20 protein-coding genes are annotated in these 18,672 nt (G+C 71.7%); 8 read left to right on the forward strand and 12 right to left on the reverse strand.

The genetic code is table 11. The features are described 5' to 3' along the window. Positions 1 to 340: 340 nt before the first annotated feature. The 3 genes from AB0F77_RS23330 to AB0F77_RS23340 all read right to left on the reverse strand — a co-directional run bounded on the left by AB0F77_RS23330 (position 341) and on the right by AB0F77_RS23340 (position 3,946). Entirely contained in the window at positions 341 to 1,669 is a 1,329-nt protein-coding gene (locus AB0F77_RS23330; RefSeq protein WP_361951806.1) for a fused response regulator/phosphatase, read from the reverse strand. 265 nt (positions 1,670 to 1,934) lie between these two features. Beyond that, on the reverse strand, positions 1,935 to 3,056 hold the full coding sequence (locus AB0F77_RS23335) for an NlpC/P60 family protein (protein WP_361951809.1): 1,122 nt from the start codon (positions 3,054 to 3,056) through the stop codon (positions 1,935 to 1,937). Positions 3,057 to 3,205: 149 nt separating this feature from the next. Beyond that, positions 3,206 to 3,946 (reverse strand): class I SAM-dependent methyltransferase, encoded by a 741-nt coding sequence (locus AB0F77_RS23340; protein WP_361952065.1) that lies wholly within the window; start codon positions 3,944 to 3,946, stop codon positions 3,206 to 3,208. A 296-nt stretch (positions 3,947 to 4,242) separates the two neighbouring features. Between AB0F77_RS23340 and mshA the strand changes: the two genes are divergently transcribed. From mshA to AB0F77_RS23355, 3 genes are all read left to right on the forward strand, one after another. Further along, positions 4,243 to 5,580 carry a D-inositol-3-phosphate glycosyltransferase gene (gene mshA, locus AB0F77_RS23345; protein ID WP_361951812.1) on the forward strand — a complete coding sequence of 446 codons (1,338 nt, stop codon included), beginning with the start codon at positions 4,243 to 4,245 and terminating at the stop codon, positions 5,578 to 5,580. Next, entirely contained in the window at positions 5,573 to 6,088 is a 516-nt protein-coding gene (locus AB0F77_RS23350; protein WP_361951815.1) for a YbjN domain-containing protein, read from the forward strand. Before mshA ends, AB0F77_RS23350 begins: the two co-directional genes overlap by 8 nt. Before the next feature lie 127 nt (positions 6,089 to 6,215). Then, positions 6,216 to 7,916 (forward strand): glycosyl hydrolase family 28-related protein, encoded by a 1,701-nt coding sequence (locus AB0F77_RS23355; RefSeq protein ID WP_361951818.1) that lies wholly within the window; start codon positions 6,216 to 6,218, stop codon positions 7,914 to 7,916. On the opposite strand, the gene AB0F77_RS23360 is transcribed toward AB0F77_RS23355, so the two are convergent. Further along, a complete protein-coding gene (locus AB0F77_RS23360; RefSeq protein ID WP_361951821.1) occupies positions 7,844 to 8,692 on the reverse strand; it encodes an AraC family transcriptional regulator in 849 nt (282 codons plus the stop codon). The genes AB0F77_RS23355 and AB0F77_RS23360 overlap by 73 nt on opposite strands. Here AB0F77_RS23360 and AB0F77_RS23365 point away from each other — a divergent pair. Continuing rightward, positions 8,691 to 9,176: a DUF2000 domain-containing protein gene (locus tag AB0F77_RS23365; RefSeq protein WP_361951824.1), complete on the forward strand. Its 486-nt coding sequence runs from the start codon at positions 8,691 to 8,693 to the stop codon at positions 9,174 to 9,176. The two genes, AB0F77_RS23360 and AB0F77_RS23365, sit on opposite strands and share 2 nt — an antisense overlap. Before the next feature lie 92 nt (positions 9,177 to 9,268). On the opposite strand, the gene AB0F77_RS23370 is transcribed toward AB0F77_RS23365, so the two are convergent. Further along, positions 9,269 to 10,537, reverse strand: a complete 1,269-nt coding sequence (locus AB0F77_RS23370; protein WP_361951827.1) for an MFS transporter — start codon at positions 10,535 to 10,537, stop codon at positions 9,269 to 9,271. Positions 10,538 to 10,731: 194 nt separating this feature from the next. Between AB0F77_RS23370 and AB0F77_RS23375 the strand changes: the two genes are divergently transcribed. Then, a complete protein-coding gene (locus AB0F77_RS23375) occupies positions 10,732 to 11,493 on the forward strand; it encodes a phosphoglyceromutase (RefSeq protein WP_361951830.1) in 762 nt (253 codons plus the stop codon). Positions 11,494 to 11,614: 121 nt separating this feature from the next. On the opposite strand, the gene AB0F77_RS23380 is transcribed toward AB0F77_RS23375, so the two are convergent. After that, complete coding sequence (locus AB0F77_RS23380; protein ID WP_361951833.1) at positions 11,615 to 12,160, reverse strand: hypothetical protein; 546 nt, start codon at positions 12,158 to 12,160, stop codon at positions 11,615 to 11,617. Between the two features lie 312 nt (positions 12,161 to 12,472). Between AB0F77_RS23380 and AB0F77_RS23385 the strand changes: the two genes are divergently transcribed. Further along, complete coding sequence (locus AB0F77_RS23385; protein WP_361951837.1) at positions 12,473 to 12,865, forward strand: hypothetical protein; 393 nt, start codon at positions 12,473 to 12,475, stop codon at positions 12,863 to 12,865. Between the two features lie 88 nt (positions 12,866 to 12,953). Next, positions 12,954 to 13,652, forward strand: a complete 699-nt coding sequence (locus tag AB0F77_RS23390; protein ID WP_361951840.1) for a DUF2993 domain-containing protein — start codon at positions 12,954 to 12,956, stop codon at positions 13,650 to 13,652. A 68-nt stretch (positions 13,653 to 13,720) separates the two neighbouring features. Here the strand turns inward: AB0F77_RS23390 and AB0F77_RS23395 are convergent, their stop codons facing one another. The 4 genes from AB0F77_RS23395 to AB0F77_RS23410 all read right to left on the reverse strand — a co-directional run bounded on the left by AB0F77_RS23395 (position 13,721) and on the right by AB0F77_RS23410 (position 16,177). Further along, on the reverse strand, positions 13,721 to 13,930 hold the full coding sequence (locus tag AB0F77_RS23395; RefSeq protein ID WP_361951843.1) for a hypothetical protein: 210 nt from the start codon (positions 13,928 to 13,930) through the stop codon (positions 13,721 to 13,723). 76 nt (positions 13,931 to 14,006) lie between these two features. Continuing rightward, the gene (locus AB0F77_RS23400; protein WP_361951846.1) at positions 14,007 to 14,480 is read right to left on the reverse strand and encodes a hypothetical protein; all 474 of its coding nucleotides are present in this window, start codon (positions 14,478 to 14,480) and stop codon (positions 14,007 to 14,009) included. A 109-nt stretch (positions 14,481 to 14,589) separates the two neighbouring features. Beyond that, the gene (locus AB0F77_RS23405; protein ID WP_361951849.1) at positions 14,590 to 15,117 is read right to left on the reverse strand and encodes a hypothetical protein; all 528 of its coding nucleotides are present in this window, start codon (positions 15,115 to 15,117) and stop codon (positions 14,590 to 14,592) included. A 448-nt stretch (positions 15,118 to 15,565) separates the two neighbouring features. Continuing rightward, on the reverse strand, positions 15,566 to 16,177 hold the full coding sequence (locus AB0F77_RS23410; RefSeq protein WP_361951852.1) for a hypothetical protein: 612 nt from the start codon (positions 16,175 to 16,177) through the stop codon (positions 15,566 to 15,568). Positions 16,178 to 16,486: 309 nt separating this feature from the next. On the opposite strand from AB0F77_RS23410, the gene AB0F77_RS23415 reads away from it, so the two are divergent. After that, positions 16,487 to 17,410: a hypothetical protein gene (locus AB0F77_RS23415; RefSeq protein ID WP_361951855.1), complete on the forward strand. Its 924-nt coding sequence runs from the start codon at positions 16,487 to 16,489 to the stop codon at positions 17,408 to 17,410. A 76-nt stretch (positions 17,411 to 17,486) separates the two neighbouring features. Here the strand turns inward: AB0F77_RS23415 and AB0F77_RS23420 are convergent, their stop codons facing one another. Beyond that, positions 17,487 to 17,642 (reverse strand): hypothetical protein, encoded by a 156-nt coding sequence (locus AB0F77_RS23420; RefSeq protein WP_361951858.1) that lies wholly within the window; start codon positions 17,640 to 17,642, stop codon positions 17,487 to 17,489. A gap of 198 nt (positions 17,643 to 17,840) precedes the next feature. After that, complete coding sequence (gene phoU / locus AB0F77_RS23425; protein WP_361951861.1) at positions 17,841 to 18,530, reverse strand: phosphate signaling complex protein PhoU; 690 nt, start codon at positions 18,528 to 18,530, stop codon at positions 17,841 to 17,843. Between the last annotated feature and the right edge of the window lie 142 nt (positions 18,531 to 18,672).

The following is an 18,672-nucleotide window of genomic DNA, read 5'->3' on the forward strand; positions in this document are numbered from 1 at the left end:
CGGCCTGGCCCGCTGCCCGGCCTGGTTCCCGGCCGCCGCCCGGCCCTGGCTGTCCGGTCGCCGCCCGAGGCGGCCCGGCGCTCGTCCCGGCGTCCAGCCTGGCCCCCCGCTCAGCCCCGGCCCGGCCCACTGCCTGGCCCTGGTTTCCGGCCACTGCCCGGCCGCCGCCCGGGGTGGCCCGGCGCTCAGTCCGGGCCCGGCCCACTGGCCCGGCCCCGGCCGTCCGGCCGCCGCCCGAGGCAGCCCGGCACTCAGCTCCGACCCGCCGCTCAGTCCCGGCCCGGCCCGCTGTCGGGCCCTGGCCCCCGGCCACTGCCTGGCGTCCAGCCCGCCTCGTCGCTCAGTCCCGTTCCGGTACGCGGTTCAGTAGGACCACCGCCACGTCGTCCGTCAGCTCGCCGCCGTTGAGTTCCCGGACCTCGTGCACCGCCGCGCGCAGCAGGTGCTCGCCGCGCATGCCCTGCGCGAGCTGCCGGCGGACCATCTCCAGCATCCCGTCCTCGCCCAGTCGCTCCCCGCCGATGCCGGTCCGCCCCTCGATCAGGCCGTCCGTGTACAGCATCAGGCCCCACTCGGCGCCCAGCTCCACCCGCATCCGCGGCCAGCGCGCGTCGGCGAGCAGACCGAGCGCGGGGCCGTTGTTGTCGTACGGCAGCAGCTCCGCGTCCCGGCCCGGCCGGGTGAGCAGCGGCGCCGGATGACCGGCCAGGTACAGGTCGGCGCGGTCGCCCTCCGGGGAGATGTCGACCGTGCACAGCGTCGCGAAGATCTCCTCGTCCGCGCGCTCGTGCTCCAGGACCTGCTGGAGCGTGGCGAGCAGCCGGTCCCCGCACAGTCCCGCCAGGGTCAGCGCGCGCCACGCGATCCGCAGCTCCACACCGAGCGCGGCCTCGTCGGGGCCGTGCCCGCAGACGTCGCCGATCATGGCGTGCACGGTGCCGTCGGGCGTGCGCACGGTGTCGTAGAAGTCGCCCCCGAGCAGCGCCCGCGAGCGGCCGGGCCGGTAGCGGGCGGCGAACCGCAGCGAGGAGCCTTCCAGCAGCGGCGTGGGCAGCAGCCCCCGCTCCAGCCGGCGGTTCTCCTGCGCGCGCACCCGGCCCTCGGCGAGACGCCGCTCCGCCGTGTCGGAACGTTTCCGCTCCACGGCGTAGCGAATTGCCCGGCTCAGCAGCCGTCCGTCCAGCTCATCGCGGAAGAGATAGTCCTGGGCGCCCACGCGCACGGCCTCGGCGCCCCGCTCGGCGTCGCCCGACGCGGTCAGCGCGAGCACGGCGTGCCGGGGCGCGAGCTCCAGCACGTGCTTGAGCACGGCCAGCTCGTCGTCGTCCCCGTCGTCGCCGCGCGCGGAGGCCGGCAGCGTGAGGTCGAGCAGGATGCAGTGCACGTCGTCGGTGAGCAGCCGCTCGGCCTCGGTGAGGTTGCGGGCGGTGCGCACGCGGATCTGCGTGCCGGACGGGTCCAGCAGCTCGGGCACCATCGGGGCACCGGCCGGGTCGTCCTCGATCAGCAGCAGCGTGAGCGTGACACCGGCTGCGCCGTGGTGGTGGGTGGCGACGTCCGTGCGGGGGGCCTCTTCCTTCTTGAGGGGGCCGCCGACTGCGGACGCGGCCTGCGCCTGACCACTCTCCACGGCCGGGATGGCTCTCTGCCGCGGTACGGGTACGGGCATCGTGACGGTTTCCTTCCCTCCCCCCGAGGGCACGGCGGGGCGAAGGACCTCGACCCACCGACGGGGACCATAGCGGTACTGGCCACCGCAACGGAATGGTGTGAGCCGCGTCGCTCCGACTCAGGCCACTGTCATATGCCGTTTGCCGCACCGCAGTTGGGCGGGCCGACGCTCGGGAGGGGATGACGAACGTCACGTCCGGCCCTGGTTTCGCGGAGGGTTGGCCGTGCGCTGGGTCACACCACCGCCGCTCCTGGGGGCGGGCTCAGGCGCCGGGCCGTACGGCACCGAGGATGGGCATGGTGCCCGCGCCCGTGATCGTCACCGTGCGCCCCGGCCGCGGGGCGTGCACGATCCTGCCGTCGCCCACGTACATCCCGACGTGGCTCGCGTCGTCGAAGTAGATGATCAGGTCGCCGGGCCGCATGTCCTCGACGGGGACGTGCCTGAGCCGCTTCCACTGCTCCTGCGAGGTGCGCGGCACGGGCTGTCCGGCGCTCGCCCACGCCTGCGAGGTCAGCCCCGAGCAGTCGTACGTCTTCGGGCCCTCCGCGCCCCATTCGTACGGCTTCCCGAGCTGGGCCGTGGCGTACGCGACCGCCTTCCTGCCCTCCGGGGTCTCCTCGTCCGCGGTCCCCTTCAGGATGCCGGTGCCGAGCCAGGCGGTCTGCGCGCGGCGGGCCGCCTCCTTCTCCAGCTCGGCGAGGCGCCGCTTCTGCCGCTCCGCCAGCCGGGACTCCAGCTTCTCGGCGGCCGCGATCCGGCCCTTGATCTCCTTGCTCGCGGCGGCCTTCGCCTTGCGGGTGGCCTCCAGCTCCTGCCACTGCGCGTCGGCGTCCGCGGCGTACTGCTCCAAGTCCTGCTGGGTGCGGGACAGTTCGTCGATCAGGCCCTTGGTGGCGCGGTGGCCCTCCAGGACGCGGCCGGCGCCGTCGAGGAAGTGCTGGGGGTCGTCGCTCAGCAGGAACGCGGCCTCGGGCGGGATGCCGCCCGTGCGGTACTGCCCCCGGGCGGCGGCGCCCGCGCGCTCCTTCAGCCCGGCGAGCTTCGCCTGGCCCTCGGCGACCTTCACGGCCAGCGCGGCGATCTCGCCGGACTGGGTGCCGACCTTTTCCTCGGCGGCGTTGTAGGCGTCGGTGGCCACGGCCGCGTCGTGGTACAGCGTGTCCAACTGCCGGCGGACCGCCTCCAGTTCCTCGTCCTCGGGGGTGGTCGGGGCCGGGTCGGCGGACGGGGCGGGAGGAGCGGAGGCGGAGGGGGGAGCGGAATCGGCCGGGGTCGGGGGCGGTGCCGGGCTCGCGAACGCCGTGCCGGGCGCCGCCAGGACGGTGACCGCGCAGACGACGGTCACGGCTGTCGCGATCAGGCCGCGTCTGCCCGTACGCATACGACTCCCCAACTGATGGTCCGTCAGAAATGTGTCGTGCCCGGAGGATCGTGCCATGTCACCGCGGAGAGCGACAGAGGGTGCCGCTCGCCGCCTATGTGACGAACGGCCCACGGAGATCGTTCCCCGGCGGTCGGCGACGGAAGGTGTCAGATGGTGCGGGGCGCCAACGCCCCCCAGGCCACGGTGACTTCGCCCTGCCGCCAGCGGGCGGGCGAGTCCGTCACCGGCCAGTCGGCCGTCAGCGACCGCACCGCGCGCTGCCAGCGCTGGCGGGCGCCGTAGGAGGCGTAGGGCGCGGCGGCGGCCCAGGCGCGGTCGAAGTCGCGCAGGAAGGCGTGCACCGGTTCGCCGGGTACGTTGCGGTGGATGAGCGCCTTGGGGAGGCGTTCGGCGAGGTCGGAGGGGCGCTCCAGGGAGCCGAGCCGGGTGGCGAAGGTGACCGTGCGCGGGCCCTCGGGGCCGAGCGCCACCCAGACGTGGCGGCGGCCGATCTCGTCGCAGGTCCCCTCGACGAGCAGGCCGCCGCGCGAGGTGCCGTCGGCCGGGGCGAGCCGGGCGCACAGCCGTTCCCAGACGGCCGCGACCTCGCTCTCGCCGTACTGGCGCAGGACGTTGGCGGCGCGCACCAGGTGCGGGCGCCGGGGGACGGGCAGTTCGAAGCCGCCGTGCCGGAAGACCAGCCCGTCGCGTTCGTACGGCCGTGCCGCGGCCACCCGGGCGGGTTCGATCTCGACGCCGACCACCCGGGTGCGCGGCGCGGCGGTCCGCAGTCGGCCGAGCAGTTCGACGGCCGTCCAGGGCGCGGCCCCGTACCCGAGGTCGACCGCGACGGCGTCACCGGCCCGGCGCAGCTCACCGCCGTGCGTGGCCACGATCCACCGGTCCATGCGGCGCAGCCGATTGGGGTTGGTGGTGCCCCGCGTCACCGTCCCCACGACGGGGGTGCCCCCGCGCGGGCGAAGCCGCGGGTGGGGGAGGGCGGCTTCGCGGGCTGACATGCCTACGAGGGTAGCCGGGCCGCGGGAGCCTACGCCGTTCCGCCTCGAACGGTTGAGCGAGAATCGGCAATGATTCGGTAAAGTCCCACTACTGGGAAATGGAGTTGACACCTCCGCTGTTGCACCACCTTGGAGGGCCCCGCACGTCCTCCGTCAGGCATGCCCGCAGTGAGGAGGAACGCCAGGTGAGCCAGTACGTGAGCAGGCTCGGGCGGCGTTCCCCGGCCGCCTCCGCCCGGCTGCGGCTGCACCGCAGGCCCCGCCGGGTGGCGATGCTCTCCGTGCACACCTCACCGCTCCACCAGCCCGGCACCGGCGACGCCGGCGGCATGAACGTCTACATCGTGGAGCTCGCGCAGCGCCTCGCCGCCATCAACATCGAGGTCGAGATCTTCACCCGCGCCACCTCGGGCGGCCTCCCCCCGACCGTCCAGCTGGCCCCCGGTGTCCTCGTCCGCCACGTCGACGCCGGCCCCTACGAGGGGCTAGCCAAGGAGGAGCTGCCGGCCCAGCTGTGCGCCTTCACGCACGGTGTGATGCAGGCGTGGGCCGGCCACCGCCCCGGTTACTACGACCTCGTCCACTCGCACTACTGGCTCTCCGGCCACGTGGGCTGGCTCGCCGCCCAGCGCTGGGGCGTCCCCCTGGTGCACGCCATGCACACCATGGCCAAGGTCAAGAACGCCAACCTGGCCGACGGCGACACCCCCGAGCCCGCCGCCCGTGTCATCGGCGAGACCCAGATCGTCGCCGCCGCCGACCGGCTGATCGCCAACACGGCGGAGGAGGCGGCCGAACTCGTCCGCCACTACGCCGCCGAGCCCGCCAAGGTCGCCGTCGTCCACCCCGGCGTGAACCTCGACCGCTTCCGCCCCGCCGACGGCCGCGCCGCCGCGCGCGCCCGGCTCGGTCTGCCGCAGGACGCGCTGATCCCGCTGTTCGCGGGCCGCATCCAGCCCCTCAAGGCCCCCGACGTGCTGCTGCGCGCCGTGGCCGTGCTGCTCGACGAGTGCCCGCAACTGCGCTCGCGCATCGTCGTACCGGTCGTCGGCGGCCCCAGCGGCAGCGGCCTCGCCAAGCCGGAAGGTCTGCAGAAGCTCGCCGCGCGCCTCGGTGTCGCGGACGTCGTGCGGTTCCGTCCGCCCGTCGGGCAGGCGCAGCTCGCGGACTGGTTCCGGGCCGCGTCCGTGCTGGTCATGCCGTCCTACAGCGAATCGTTCGGCCTGGTCGCCATAGAGGCGCAGGCGGCCGGCACCCCGGTCCTCGCGGCCTCGGTGGGCGGTCTGCCGGTGGCCGTGCGGGACGGGGAGACGGGGTTCCTCGTCCAGGGGCACGAGCCGGCCGCGTACGCGCGGGTGCTGCGGCGGTTCGCCGAGGACCCGTCGCTGTGCGCCACGATGGGCGGGGCCGCCGCGCGACACGCGGGGTCCTTCGGCTGGGACGCCGCTGCCGCCGCCACCGCCGACGTGTACGCGGCCGCGACCCAGTCCCACCGGCGTCGCGTACGCTCGGCCCATGGCTGATGCACAGCGGGCCGCGGCGCAGGTCATCGAGGACGTCCTCCGGGACGCCGAACTCGACTGGGAGAGCCCCGGGTCCGGCAGCTTCGTGGTGAAGCTCCCCGGGACCCGCAAGCTGTCGACGACGGTCTCCCTGATCGTCGGCCGCCACTCGCTGTCGCTGAACGCCTTCGTCATCCGCCACCCCGACGAGAACGAGGCGGCCGTCCACCGCTGGCTCCTGGAGCGCAACCTCAAGCTGTACGGCGTGGGGTACGCCGTCGACCCGCTCGGCGACATCTACGTCGCCTCCCGCCTCCCGCTGGCCTCCGTCACCCCCGAGGAGACCGACCGGCTGCTCGGCCAGGTGCTGGAGGCCGCCGACGGCAGCTTCAACACCCTCCTCGAACTCGGCTTCGCCTCCGCGATCCGCAAGGAGTACGCCTGGCGGGTGTCGCGCGGCGAGTCGACCCGCAACCTCGACGCGTTCACCCACCTGATCGAGCGCCCGTCCGATCCGGCGGCCGGCTGACCCCAGTACCCCCAGTACCCCCCCCGTACGACCCCTTCCCTGGGCGAGGGTTCTGATGGCATGCTCACCGCCAACGCACTCCTGAACGTCGTTCACATCCATGAAATCCGCATGGGAGGACGGGCGAATGAGCACACCGCGCCTCAGCAGACGGGCCCTGCTCGGCGGGGCCACGGCCGTCGCGCTCGGCGCGGCCACCGCACCCACCGCGACCGCCGCCGCAGCGGAAACCCCCACGATCTGGCGGGAGTTCACCCGGAACCCCTTCACCCACCCGCAGATCCCCTACGTCGGCCGGGCCGGACAGCGCGCCGGTACCGCGCGCCTGCCCCGCCACCGGGTCGTGGCCGACGTGACCGACTTCGGCGCCGTGGCCGACGGCACCACCGACTCGGCCCCCGCGATCAACCGTGCCGTCGCCGCAGCCGGACGGGCCGGCGGCGGCACGGTCACCATCCCGCCCGGCACCTTCCGGATCGACGACCTCATCCGCATCGGGCACTCGAACGTCGTCCTGCGCGGCGCCGGCAGCGGCCGCACCACCCTCTACGCGACGAAGAACCTCACCGAGCTGATCGGCCCCTACGGCTCCCGCTACGGCGGCGACAAGTCGTCCTGGTCCTGGGCCGGCGGCCTCATCTGGCTGGCCCCCAGGGCCCGTTGGAACTCCCTCGTCACCGCCATCCGCGAACGGGCCTGGCCCTTCGAGGGCTGGACCGGCAACACCCGCGACGAGTGGACCACCCTCACCACCGTCGAACCGGCCCGCCGCGGCTCCTGGACGGTCACCGTCGCCGACCCCACGCGGCTGCGCCCCGGCGCCCTCGTCCTGCTGCGCCTCGCCGACGACGCCGACCACACCCTCCTGGAGCACATGTCCGGCGGCGGCCCCGGCCCCGAGGCGTACGTCTGGGACGACAAGACCAAGCTGACCTCGTACGTCCCCTACGAGTGGCCCGTGCGCGTCACCCGCGTCCACGGCCGCCGCGTCACCCTCGAACGCCCGCTCCCGCTCGACGTACGCCCCGAATGGGACCCCCGGTTCACCACGCACGTACCGGAGTTGACCGGCTCCGGCGTCGAGGGGCTGACCCTGGAGGCCGTCGAGACCCCGCAGGCCCCGCACCTGCTCGACAAGGGCCACAACGGGGTCGTCCTCCAATGCGCCTACGACTGCTGGGTGGACGACGTCACCGTCCGCCACGTCGACAACGGCTTCGGCCTGGTCGCCGCCTCCGCCTGCACCCTGCGCCGCACCCGGGTCGCCGGACGCGGCTCGCACCACCCGTACTTCTGCCGCGAGGGTTCCCACGACAACCTGGTCGAGGACTTCACGATCGAGGACCGCACGGTCCCCGCACCGGCGAACACCCAGCTCCACGGCATCAACGTCGAGGGCCTGTCCTCGTACAATGTCTGGTCGCGCGGCGACATGCGCATGGGCACCTTCGACAGCCACCGCGGACTGCCCTTCGCCGACGTGCGCACCGACATCACCGTGCACAACAACGGCCGCCACGGCGGCGACGCGAGCGCCGGCCCGCTGTTCGGCGCGCGGTTCACCCACTGGAACATCCGGGTCACCAACGGACGCGCCGGCCTGATGAGACTCGACGGCCTCGCGCCCTACTCCGCGACCGTCGGCCTCAACACGGTCACCGAGTTCGACCAGATCGACGTCCCCGACTTCACCGGCGACCTGCACACCCGCCTGGAGCTGTACGGCACGACGGACGCCGTACGGCCCCGCAACCTCTACGAGGCGCAGCGCGGACTCCAGGGCCCCTCGGGGCCACGGCGGTCACGGTCGGCGCCGCTGTCCCGGTAGCGCCCCGGTGTCACCCCCACCAACTTCTTGAAGTGCCGGGTGAGATGGGCCTGGTCGAAGAACCCCGTCACCGCCGCCACCTCGCCCGGCGCCCTCCCCTCCAACAGCAGCCCGCGCGCCCGGCCGACCCGGCGGGACATCAGGTACTGGTGCGGGGCGATGCCGTAGGCCGCGCCGAACGCCCGTACCAGATGGGCGGGATGGGCGTTCAGCAGCTTCCCGGCCTCGGCCAGGCCGAGGCCGTCCGTGATCCGCTCGTCGAGGAGTTCGCGCAGCGCGCGGGCGAGCGCCGGACCGGTGCGGGGTGCCGACTCGTCGTCCCCGGCCCGCAGATGGGCGCGCAGCCGCTGCCCGATCAGCGTCAGCCTGCTCTCCGCCTCCAGCTCGTCCCCGGGACGCGCGAGCGCGCCGTGCAACTGGCCCACGCGCCGCCGCAGTACGGGATCGCGCAGGTCCGGGGTGTCGACCGCCGGGCCGATCAGGTCCTCGCCGAGGCGGGTGGCGTCGAGGTAGAGGACCCGCTTGCGGAAGCCGTGCGGGGTGGCCGGGGAGCCGTTGTGCGGCACGTGCGGCGGCAGCAGGGAGACCGTGTCGTGCGGGGTGCCGTGCTCGTGCCGGTCGAGGTCGTAGCGCACGGCCCCGTCGTCCACGATCAGCAGCGTCCACGCCTCGTGGACGTGCATCGGGTACGCGTACTCCGTGAAGTGCGCGTGGAACACCTCCACGACGCCCGGGACGTGCGGGCGCCAGGCGGAGACCTCCGGCTGCGCGGCCATGCAAAGAACGTACAAGACCCCGTCGCGGGCCGCCCGGCAGTCTCACGGCATGAGCACGCAGAGCACCGAGCCCGTCCGCTTCGATACGAAGATCGCCGTCCTGCTGCGCGCGGACCTGGCGTCCTGGCAGCGCCTGAACGTCACCGCGTTCCTGGTCAGCGGGCTGGGCACCGAGCTGCCCGAGGTGATCGGGGAGCCGTACGAGGACGGCGGCGGGGTGTCCTACCTGCCGATGTTCCGCCAGCCCGTGCTGGTCTTCGAGGGGACGAAGGAGGTCCTCGCCGCGGCGCACACCCGGGCCCTGTCACGCGCCCTGCCCCGCGCCGTCTTCACCTCCGACCTGTTCGCCACCGGCCACGACGAGGCCAACCGCGCGGCCGTCGCCGCCGTCCCGACGGCGGACCTGGACCTGGTCGGCCTCGCCGTGCACGGGCCGCGCAACGCGGTGGACAAGGTGCTGAAGGGGGCGCGGATGCATCCGTGAGCGGGGGGCATCGGGCGGTGACCGTGGCACCGGGGCGCTGACCGTGGCTCGTCGCTGACGTGACCGCGGACGGCGTTGGGCGCGTCACGGTGTCAGGCCGTACGGACCTCGGGCTCCGCGTCGGTGGTGGCGGGGCCGTCGGTCGCCGGGGCGGGCCGGTCGTCCGGGAGGCGGCGCATGAGCACCCCGTACCCGAGGGCCGCCACCGTACCGACCACCGCGCACGCCGCCCACAGCCACGCGGCGCCCCACCGGTCGATGACCACACCGGACATCAGCGGCGCGACCAGGGCGGCGACGGACCAGGACAGCGTGTACATGCCCTGGTAGCGGCCGCGCCCGTGGACCGGTGAGAGCCGCACCACCAGCCCGGTCTGGGTCGGCGCGTTGACGATCTCGGCGAGCGTCCACACGCACACCGTCAGCGCGAACACCCCGACCGACCCGGCGAACATGGTGAGTCCGAAGCCGTACCCCGCGAGCAGCGACGAGATCACGAGGAGCCGGCGCGGATCGCGGTGCTCGATGAAGCGGGTCACCGGGATCTGGAGGACGACGATCAGCGCGCCGTTCACGGCGATGGCCATGCCGTAGTCGGCGGGCGAGAACCCGGCGTGGCCCATCGCGACCGGGAGGCCGACCGAGCCCTGCTGGAAGACGAGCGCGACGAGGAACGACAGCCCGACGACGGCCATGTACCGCCCGTCGCGCAGCACGGTGCCGAGGCTCACCGCCGCGTCCTTCTCCCGTTCCTTGGCGACCCGCACGGGCCGGGACTCGGGCAGCTTGGCGAAGACGACGACCGCGCAGACCGCCGTCATCCCCGCCTCGATCAGGAACCCGGCGCGATAGCTGACCTCGGCGATGAACCCGGCGGCCATGGAGGAGACGGCGAACCCGAGGTTGATCGCCCAGTAGTTGAGCGAGAAGGCCCGCACCCGGTCCTCGGGACGCACGATGTCCGCCATCATCGCCTGCACGGCGGGCCGCGAGGCGTTGGAGGCCATGCCGACGAGGAACGCGACGGCGGCGATGGCGACGGGGTCGTGCACGAAGCCGAGCAGCGCGACCGAGGCGGCCGTGCCGGACTGCGCGACGAGCAGGGTGGGCCGCCGCCCGAGCCGGTCGGCCATCACCCCGCCGCCCAGCGAGGACACCACCCCGCCGAGCCCGTGCAGGGAGGCGACGAGACCGGCGTAGGAGGCGCTGTAGCCGCGGTCCAGGGTCAGGTACAGCGCCATGTACGTGGCGACGAACGCGCCGAGCCGGTTGACGAGGGTGCTGGTCCACAGCCACCAGAACTCACGGGGCAGTCCGGAGACGGTCTCGCGGGCGGCACGTCTCAGGGCGGCGGTCGGCATGGGTCCCCCACGGTCGGTGGTCGTGTGCGGCGGTCGTGTGCATGGCGGTCGTACCGTCATGTAAGCGGCTCAAGCGGTATCCGGACCTTACGGTGGTGGGTCGAGGGAGGGCCACTCAATTAACAGAAGCCGTCAACCGTCCGGCCTCCGGGCGCTCGCGCAGGCGCCCGAACGGGTGGATTACGCTCTGGGGCATGGCCGACGCACCGTACAAGCTGATCCTCCTCCGCCACGGCGAGAGCGAGTGGAACGCGAAGAACCTGTTCACCGGCTGGGTGGACGTCAACCTCAACGAGAAGGGCGAGAAGGAGGCGGTCCGCGGCGGTGAGCTGCTCAAGGACGCCGGCCTGCTGCCCGACGTGGTCCACACGTCCCTCCAGAAGCGCGCGATCCGCACCGCGCAGCTCGCGCTGGAGGCCGCGGACCGCCACTGGATCCCGGTCAGCCGCTCCTGGCGCCTGAACGAGCGCCACTACGGCGCCCTCCAGGGCAAGGACAAGGCCCAGACCCTCGCCGAGTTCGGCGAGGAGCAGTTCATGCTGTGGCGCCGGTCGTACGACACCCCGCCGCCGCCGCTGGACGTCGACGCCGAGTTCTCCCAGTTCTCCGACCCGCGCTACGCGACGCTCCCGCCGGAGCTGCGGCCCCGCACGGAGTGCCTGAAGGACGTCGTCGTCCGCATGCTGCCGTACTGGTTCGATGCGATCGTCCCGGACCTGCTGACCGGCCGCACCGTCCTGGTCGCCGCCCACGGCAACAGCCTGCGGGCGCTGGTCAAGCACCTGGACAACATCTCGGACGCCGACATCGCGGGCCTCAACATCCCGACGGGCATCCCCCTCTCCTACGAACTCAACCCCGACTTCACCCCGGTCACCCCCGGCGGCACGTACCTCGACCCGGACGCAGCGGCAGCAGCCATCGAGGCGGTCAAGAACCAGGGCAAGAAGAAGTAGGGTTCGTGATCATGCCCCCGACCTGCGCATACGGCGCGGGGCGGGGGCATTTTCATGCGTTGGAACCTCTCTGGAACCTCGGTCCGTGGGGTCCTGCGGCCGGAGGGCTCGGAGGGGCGCGTCAGGTCGTGCCGCGGCCCTCGCGTTCGGGGGATCCGTGTGGGTAGTCGGTGGGGAGCCATTCGCCGACGCTGAACAGGCGGCTGCGGAGCAGGTCGCTGTCGGGCTTCAGGAGGTGGCTCGGGGTGTGCTCGTCCAGGTCGAGCCAGGAGCGCACCACGCGATTGTCTTCGGGCTGGTTGAGGTTGGCGATGACACAGGTCAGTGCGCCCCGCAGGACGTGAGTGCCGGCGGCGGGGGTCCACACCCTGAGTGTGACGGGGGCGAACAGGGCGACCCGGGTGATGATGTACCGGGACTGCGGCACCGGGTCGTCCCAGTCGAGGTGGCTGTCCCCGAGGGGGTACGGCGGGCCGGTGATCGCCAGTCGTTCCAGCACGGTCCCGGGATCGTGCGCTTCGAGGGCGCACTGGGCCTCGCTGCACAGAAGCTCGAACGGGTTGCCGAGGAATCGGGCGAACAGGTCGAGAGATTTGTATCTGCGGATGAATGCCGCGAAGTGGCCCTCGCTGGCTATCCCGGGGACGTCGTCGGGGGTTTTGGTCATGGTGGGCGGGCTTGTCCTTCCGCCGTGCGAGGGTGCAGGTCACCTGTGAGTGCGGTGGGACGGGGGTGGCCTTCGGCGACTCCGACTGCGGCACCTTCTCACGCCTGATCGTTATGGGCAACGCTGCCGGGAAGGTACGGCTTGCCCCAGGAACGGACTTCCGCGGATCGGGGGACTGGTCGCGGCGGGCGAGTGCTCCAAGTCCACGAGAAGGCGTCGGACGGGGCTATTGGGTCAGAGTTGATCAAAGGGTGGTGCTTCCTTTTCTCTTGTCGTGGAGACTGTTCCGAACTGCCGTCACGTTGGGGGGACATGACCGTCGCCACGCTTCTGAGACCTGCCCTCGCCGCCGCGCTCCTGGCCTCGGTCACCGCCTGTGGCGCGTCGTCCGTGCCGCACGTCGCGGTGAGCACCGCGCCCGCCTCGGAGTCCGCCCAGACGCATGGTTCGGCAGTTCATGAGCCGGTTGCCGCCTCAATGCCCGATGTCACCGGCGGCAACGCCGGGAGGGCGTACGAGCAGATGGGCTCCGAGCTCGACATGACCTTCAAGGACGCGAGCGGACAGGGCCGTCCGGTGGATGATCCCGCCGAGTGGAAGATCTGTGGCTCCCAGCCGCGCCCGTACCAGCAGATCACCGATTACCCGGTGGTCTTCTACGTGGTGAAGGTTCCGGAGAACTGCAAGGACACGACGTCGAAGTGATCCGTCCGGGGGAGTGCATGATCCTGCACGTCAGTGCCTGTAACAACATGCGTCACAGCACGGGGGGATCGACGTGAGGCGTCGATGGGTGAAGGTTCTGGCGATCACGGTGGTGGTGCTCGCCGCGCTGTTCACGACCGCCGACCGGATAGCCGTGCACTTCGCGGACAAGGAGGCCGCGCAACTCGCGAAGGAGAAGTACGGCTACGCGAACACCACCGACGGCTACATGGACGTGGCGATCGAGGGCTTCCCCTTTCTGACCCAGGCGGTCCGCGGCGACTTCGGTCACGTCACGCTGACCGCGGGAAAGTTCTACATCGACACCACGAGCAACACACAGGGCGGCTATCTCAACATCGCCCGTCTCCGCCTCGACCTGCGCGGTGTGAACGTCACGTCGTTGGCAGCGCGCAGCGCTGACGCCAATCTGGCCACCGGCACCCTGACGCTGTCGTACAAGGACCTGTCCGGCGTGGTGACACGGTTGTCGGGCAACGGCGGCCCGCTGCGGGTCTCCCAGGCCCCGGGATCGGACGGCCAGGCGGCACGCGTCAGGGTCTCGGGCACGGTGGGCGGTACGGCGTTGAACAGCACGGGGACGCTCCTGGCGCAGGGGACGGAGCTCACCCTGACCGTTCCCGGCGCCGAACGGGCCGGCTCCGTCTGGCGGGTCGACCTCCCGGCGGGCGTCGGCTTCACCGCAGCACGGGCCACCCCGGACGGCGTCGACATCAGCCTTGTCGGCCACCAGGTGACCCTGGGCTCGTCACGCTACGGCCGGTGAGAGCGAGGACGCCGCAGAGCAACCCGACTCCTCAAGGCCCCGAACCCGATCGCCAGTCGGCGTCGCCGTCATGAACGGAAGCCGGCCCCGTACTCGGCATGGCCGCATGCGAAGTCGTCCGGACGTTCCGTTCTCAGCACCTCGTATCTGGCGGCGAAGACGTCCATGGCCTCGTGGAGCGAACAGCCCAGGTGGTCGCGGAGTGTCTTGATGGCGAGGATGATCTGGCGGCTGAGGATCTGGTCGTCGGCAACGTCGACTGCGGCGCCTTCGTTCATGGCTGCGATCGAAGCCGGTCGGCGGCTCATGGGCAACGAGGTTTGCCGCCGATGGTGGACTCGTCGGGCGGAACGGCTATGAGCTGTTGGCGCGTTGGGAGGCATCCCAGGACTGGCGTTGCCAGAACAGGACGAGGAACAGGGCCAGGACGAGGTCGTCGGACAGGGGCTCGGTCTCGTCGCGCAGGCGCGCGCGAATGGGGCGGGTGCCCAGCCGGTCGTAGGAGATCTCGAGCGGGCCGAGGGTGCGCACACGGCTGCCGGCTCCGTCGTATCCCAGCTCGTACGGCCCGAGCCGCAGCAGACGGGTGCCGAACCTGCTGCCCTCACAGCTCCATCGACCCACGGTGCGCGGCAGGCTGGACCACTTGCGGTAGGTGATGTCAACGTCGCCCACGGAGCGCAGGGTTGTGCCGAACCGCTGGTACTCCAGCGTCCACGGCCCCAGGGCACGCGGCGTACTGTCCAGCCACTCCCGTCGACCGTAGGACACCTCCACGTCGCCGATACTGCGCAGCAGCCCTTTCCTGTACGTCAGCTCGATGTCCATACCGCACCTCATGTACAGGTTATCCCGAATGCGGCCCACCGTCAGAGCGGCCATGACCTGCGGAATCGGGCTCTTCGTGTACCGCTCGTACAGCGGAGACCCGGCCTGTCTACATGCTCATCACGAACCATTGCCCGGTCGACGAACCGCGCAGATACAGGTGCCGTCCTCGCCCGACAGAGGACGCGTACCGCTTGAGCGGCGTGCCGTCGGGACAGGTGAGTCGGGCTTCTTCGATCAGTATGGCTTCGTGTTCCGTCATACGGCAGCGGTGAATCCGGTCGCCCTGCCGATTCCCGCCGAGGAACACGATCTCCTCCCCACGCACGGCCATCCCCGAGGGCGCGGTCACGGGCGACTCACGGATGCGGATCCGCCCGTTCACACGGACCTCCAGCAGCGGGAAGGTCGGGTAGTAGCAGGCCCGGGCCACACCGTCGTCGACGTTGAGGGCATACACCGTATCGATGTGTTCGACGCCCTCGGGAGCCGAGTACCGCCACTCCTGACGGCCACCGCTGTCCCAGCGCACGAGGCCGGCGGAACTGATCGGATCGGTATAGACGCCTTCGTCGAAGTAGGCGCTCCATACGTGGTTGTGTCGGTCCGCCATCATGAACTCGATCGCGGTCCCCATCTCGAAGGCACGTCGAGGTCGGCCGTCCCGGCCGTATATCAGCGCATTGAGCTGTGTTCCGGGTCCTGGTCCATGTCCCTGAAGGATCAACCGCCCGTTGGGCAAGGTGTCCACGCGGCTGACCCGGACACTCACGTCGTGCAGGGTCTGCTCCCGTACGGCGCCGCGGTTGTCGACGACGAGAAGGGCGTCGTAGGGGTATGCGCGGGGCCGGGGGTGGAGCCTGCCGTGTGAACGCGGTCCGAGTTCCGCGTCGGGGCAGATCAGCCAGAGGGCCCGGCCCCAGGCGTCCACCGTGGTCGCCAGGACCCTCCGGTGGTCGTACCGCGGAGGCAACAGTGCGTGGGGACGCAGCGCCACCTGTCTCAAGGGATCACATCACGGGCGAAGGAACCTGACGCACCCATGATCGGCCAGGCTCGTGCCGCACTGGTCCCGCCGGGTGGAGTCAGTCGCAGGAGTCGCAGACCCCCGTTGCCGGGAGTTGCATGAAGCAGGTGGGGCAGACCTGTGGGGGCTTTTCCGTTTGGGCCTGGCGGCGGTCCAGGGCCGCCTGGTGTCTGGGGGAGAGGGCGGGGACCCCGCCGCCGGGCGGGAGCGTCGCGCCGAAGCGGCGGTAGCAGGCCAGCCGGGCCTCGGCCGCGTGGTGTTCGCGGGCCAGTGCGTCCTCCACCGGCGGCTGCCCGGCGACCGCCAGGACTTCCTTGTAACCGTCGCCGACCATGCCGTCGTCGCTGCGGACCACCAGCGCGGTCAGCTGCGGATCACCGCGGCGGTGCGCCTCGTGCACCACACGGCTGAGCACGGAGCCGATCCAGTTGTGCAGAAGTGCCCTGGTACGGATGCCCGTTCGCGCCTGGACCTCCTCGCCCAGCTCCTTGTAGGTGATCACGGCGTGATAGGTGCGGGCCACGCCCACGAGGACCGTGTACGCCTCGTCCGCCCACGCCTCCCGGGCCTGCTGTGCCGACGGCGCCGCCGCCGACCTCGTGGACGCCGTCGAGAGCGCCCCCGCGGACGAACCGTCCTCCGGAGCCGGTACCGCGTTCGTGGATGCCATGTCGTCCCGTCTCCCCCCTGGCACCATGACCGACCGTCACGGCGCCCCTTCCGCATCCTCCCCCACCCCGCCGTCCCCGTACCCGGAACGTCACGGACGCGCGTCGGCGCGTGAGCGAACGGGGCGCGCGGTGTCTCCGGGAGTTCCCGTGTGTCATCGAGTTGTGCGCGATTGATCACCGTTGTGTGTCGGAGAGGGGATCGATAGAACCTGCCCGGGACGCGGTCCGTAGCTGGGGGTGCGACCGCTTCGGAGCTGCCGGGGCGGGCCACCGAACCGATCACCGATCCGACCCCGGGGGTTATCTCGATGTTCCGAACTCGCGCTCGTGTCACCTCGCTCGCCGCTCTCGCCGCCGCCGGCATGCTCCTGCTGTCCGCCTGCAACGGCAGCGACGACGCCGCGGGTGCCGCCGCCACCTCGGGTGCCCCGGCGGCCTCCGCCTCGGCGCCGGCCGCCGCGGGCGCGGGTGCCGCCGCCGCGGGTCTGTCCTTCCAGAGCGGTACCGCCCAGCAGAACAACGCCAAGCCCAACACCGGTGACCTCGCGGCGAACGCCGCGCCCGCGGCCGCCGCCGCGGCGAAGAAGCCCGTGGCCCGCAGCTGGGTGCAGCTGTCCGCGGGCAAGGCCGGCGCGCTCGACCCCGTGGTGATCAACGGCAGCGGCTTCACCCTGTACCGCTTCGACAAGGACACCGCCAAGCCGTCGAAGTCCAACTGCTTCGACGCCTGCGCCACCACCTGGCCGCCCTACCTGGTCGCCAAGGGCGGCAAGGTCTTCATCGACGGCATCCAGAAGTCGGCGATCGGGTTCCTGCCGCGGGACGGCGCCTTCCAGGTGACGATCGGCGGCTGGCCGGTCTACCTGTTCAGCAAGGACACCAAGCCCGGTGACACCAACGGGCAGGGCGTGGGCGGCACGTGGTTCGGCGTGACGCCGGACGGCCAGAAGGCCGGTCAGGGCGCCGCGGCCGGCAACGGCGACACCCCGCAGGTGGCCAACGCGACCAGCGCCACGTTCTTCGACGCCAAGAACTTCGCCGACCCGGCCGAGGGCATCACCGGCCCGGGCTGCAAGCCGGTCCGCTTCTCCGGCTCGCTCCAGATCAGCGGCGCCGCGAAGATCTGGGACGGCCCGAACTGCACCGGGCGGTCGCTTGAGGTCGAGGGTGACGTCAACAACCTGGCCGCGATCGGCTTCCCGTCGGTGAAGTCCATCCGCTTCCTCGGCTGAAGCTGACGCCGTACGCACGGAGGGCCCCGGTGACCATGTCACCGGGGCCCTCCGCCGTCGTACGACGGAACGGGCGTCAGCCGCACTGGCAGGGGCCGCCCGACTGGCAGCCGCAGCCGCAGCCGGAACCGCAGCCGCAGGCGCCGACGAGCGGGAGGCTCGTGAGCTCGGCGGGTGCCTCGCTCGGGCGCTCCTGTGTCGGGTCGGGCGTCGTGCCGGGGGATTCGGCCATGGGTCCTCCTCGTGGCCTGGGGGCTCGAACGTGGTGCTTCCACCCATTCCACGCCCACGGGGCCGGGCGCATCAAGGGCGCACAGATGCGTCCCCACCCAACCGCACCCCCTGCGACCCCATCAAAAAGCTACAAAAGCCATCAAGTCGTAGATGGTCGACGGGGTTCCGGTGCGAGACCCGCCGGCCCCCGGAGGGGTTACGCTCCCTCGACCCCCGTCACCGGCTGGATGTCCGGCTGGAGCTCGTCGGCGTGCTCACCCGTGACCAGGTAGACGACGCGCTTGGCGACCGCCACCGCGTGGTCGGCGTAACGCTCGTAGTAGCGGCCGAGCAGGGTCACGTCGACCGCCGTCTCGATGCCGTGCTTCCAGCGGTGGTCCATCAGGTGCTGGAAGAGCGTGCGGTGCAGCAGGTCCATCTCGTCGTCGTCGCTCTCCAGCTGGAGCGCGAGGTCGACGTCCTTGGTGATGATGACCTCGGCCGCCTTCGCCATCAGACGCTGCGCGAGCTGCCCCATCTCCAGGATCGTGGCGTGCAGGTCGTGGGGGATCGCCCGCTCGGGGAAGCGCAGCCGCGCGAGCTTCGCCACGTGCTGGGCGAGGTCGCCGGAACGCTCCAGGTCGGCCGACATCCGCAGCGACGTCACGACGATCCGCAGATCGGTGGCGACCGGCTGCTGCCGGGCCAGCAGGGCTATCGCGCGGGCCTCCAGGTCGTGCTGGAGTTCGTCGACCCTCTGGTCGCCCTCGATGACGGCCTCGGCCAGCTTCAGGTCGGAGTCGAGGATCGCCGTCGTGGCGCGTCCGATCGCCGACCCGACCAGCCGGGCCATCTCCACCAGACCGTCATTGATCGAATCGAGTTCCTCGTGGTACGCGTCCCGCATCTGGGTTCCCTCTCCTACGTGTCGTTCCGGGTTCCGGGGGCCGGGGCCCGTGGCGAAACCAGCGGTGCGAACCCCACGCTGCCACGTTCCGGCCCGTACGCGTCCGTTTCTGCCACCCCAAATGAATCAATACTGGCTCCAA

Source organism: Streptomyces sp. NPDC026672 (assembly GCF_040638185.1).
Classification (GTDB): Bacteria; Actinomycetota; Actinomycetes; order Streptomycetales; family Streptomycetaceae; genus Streptomyces.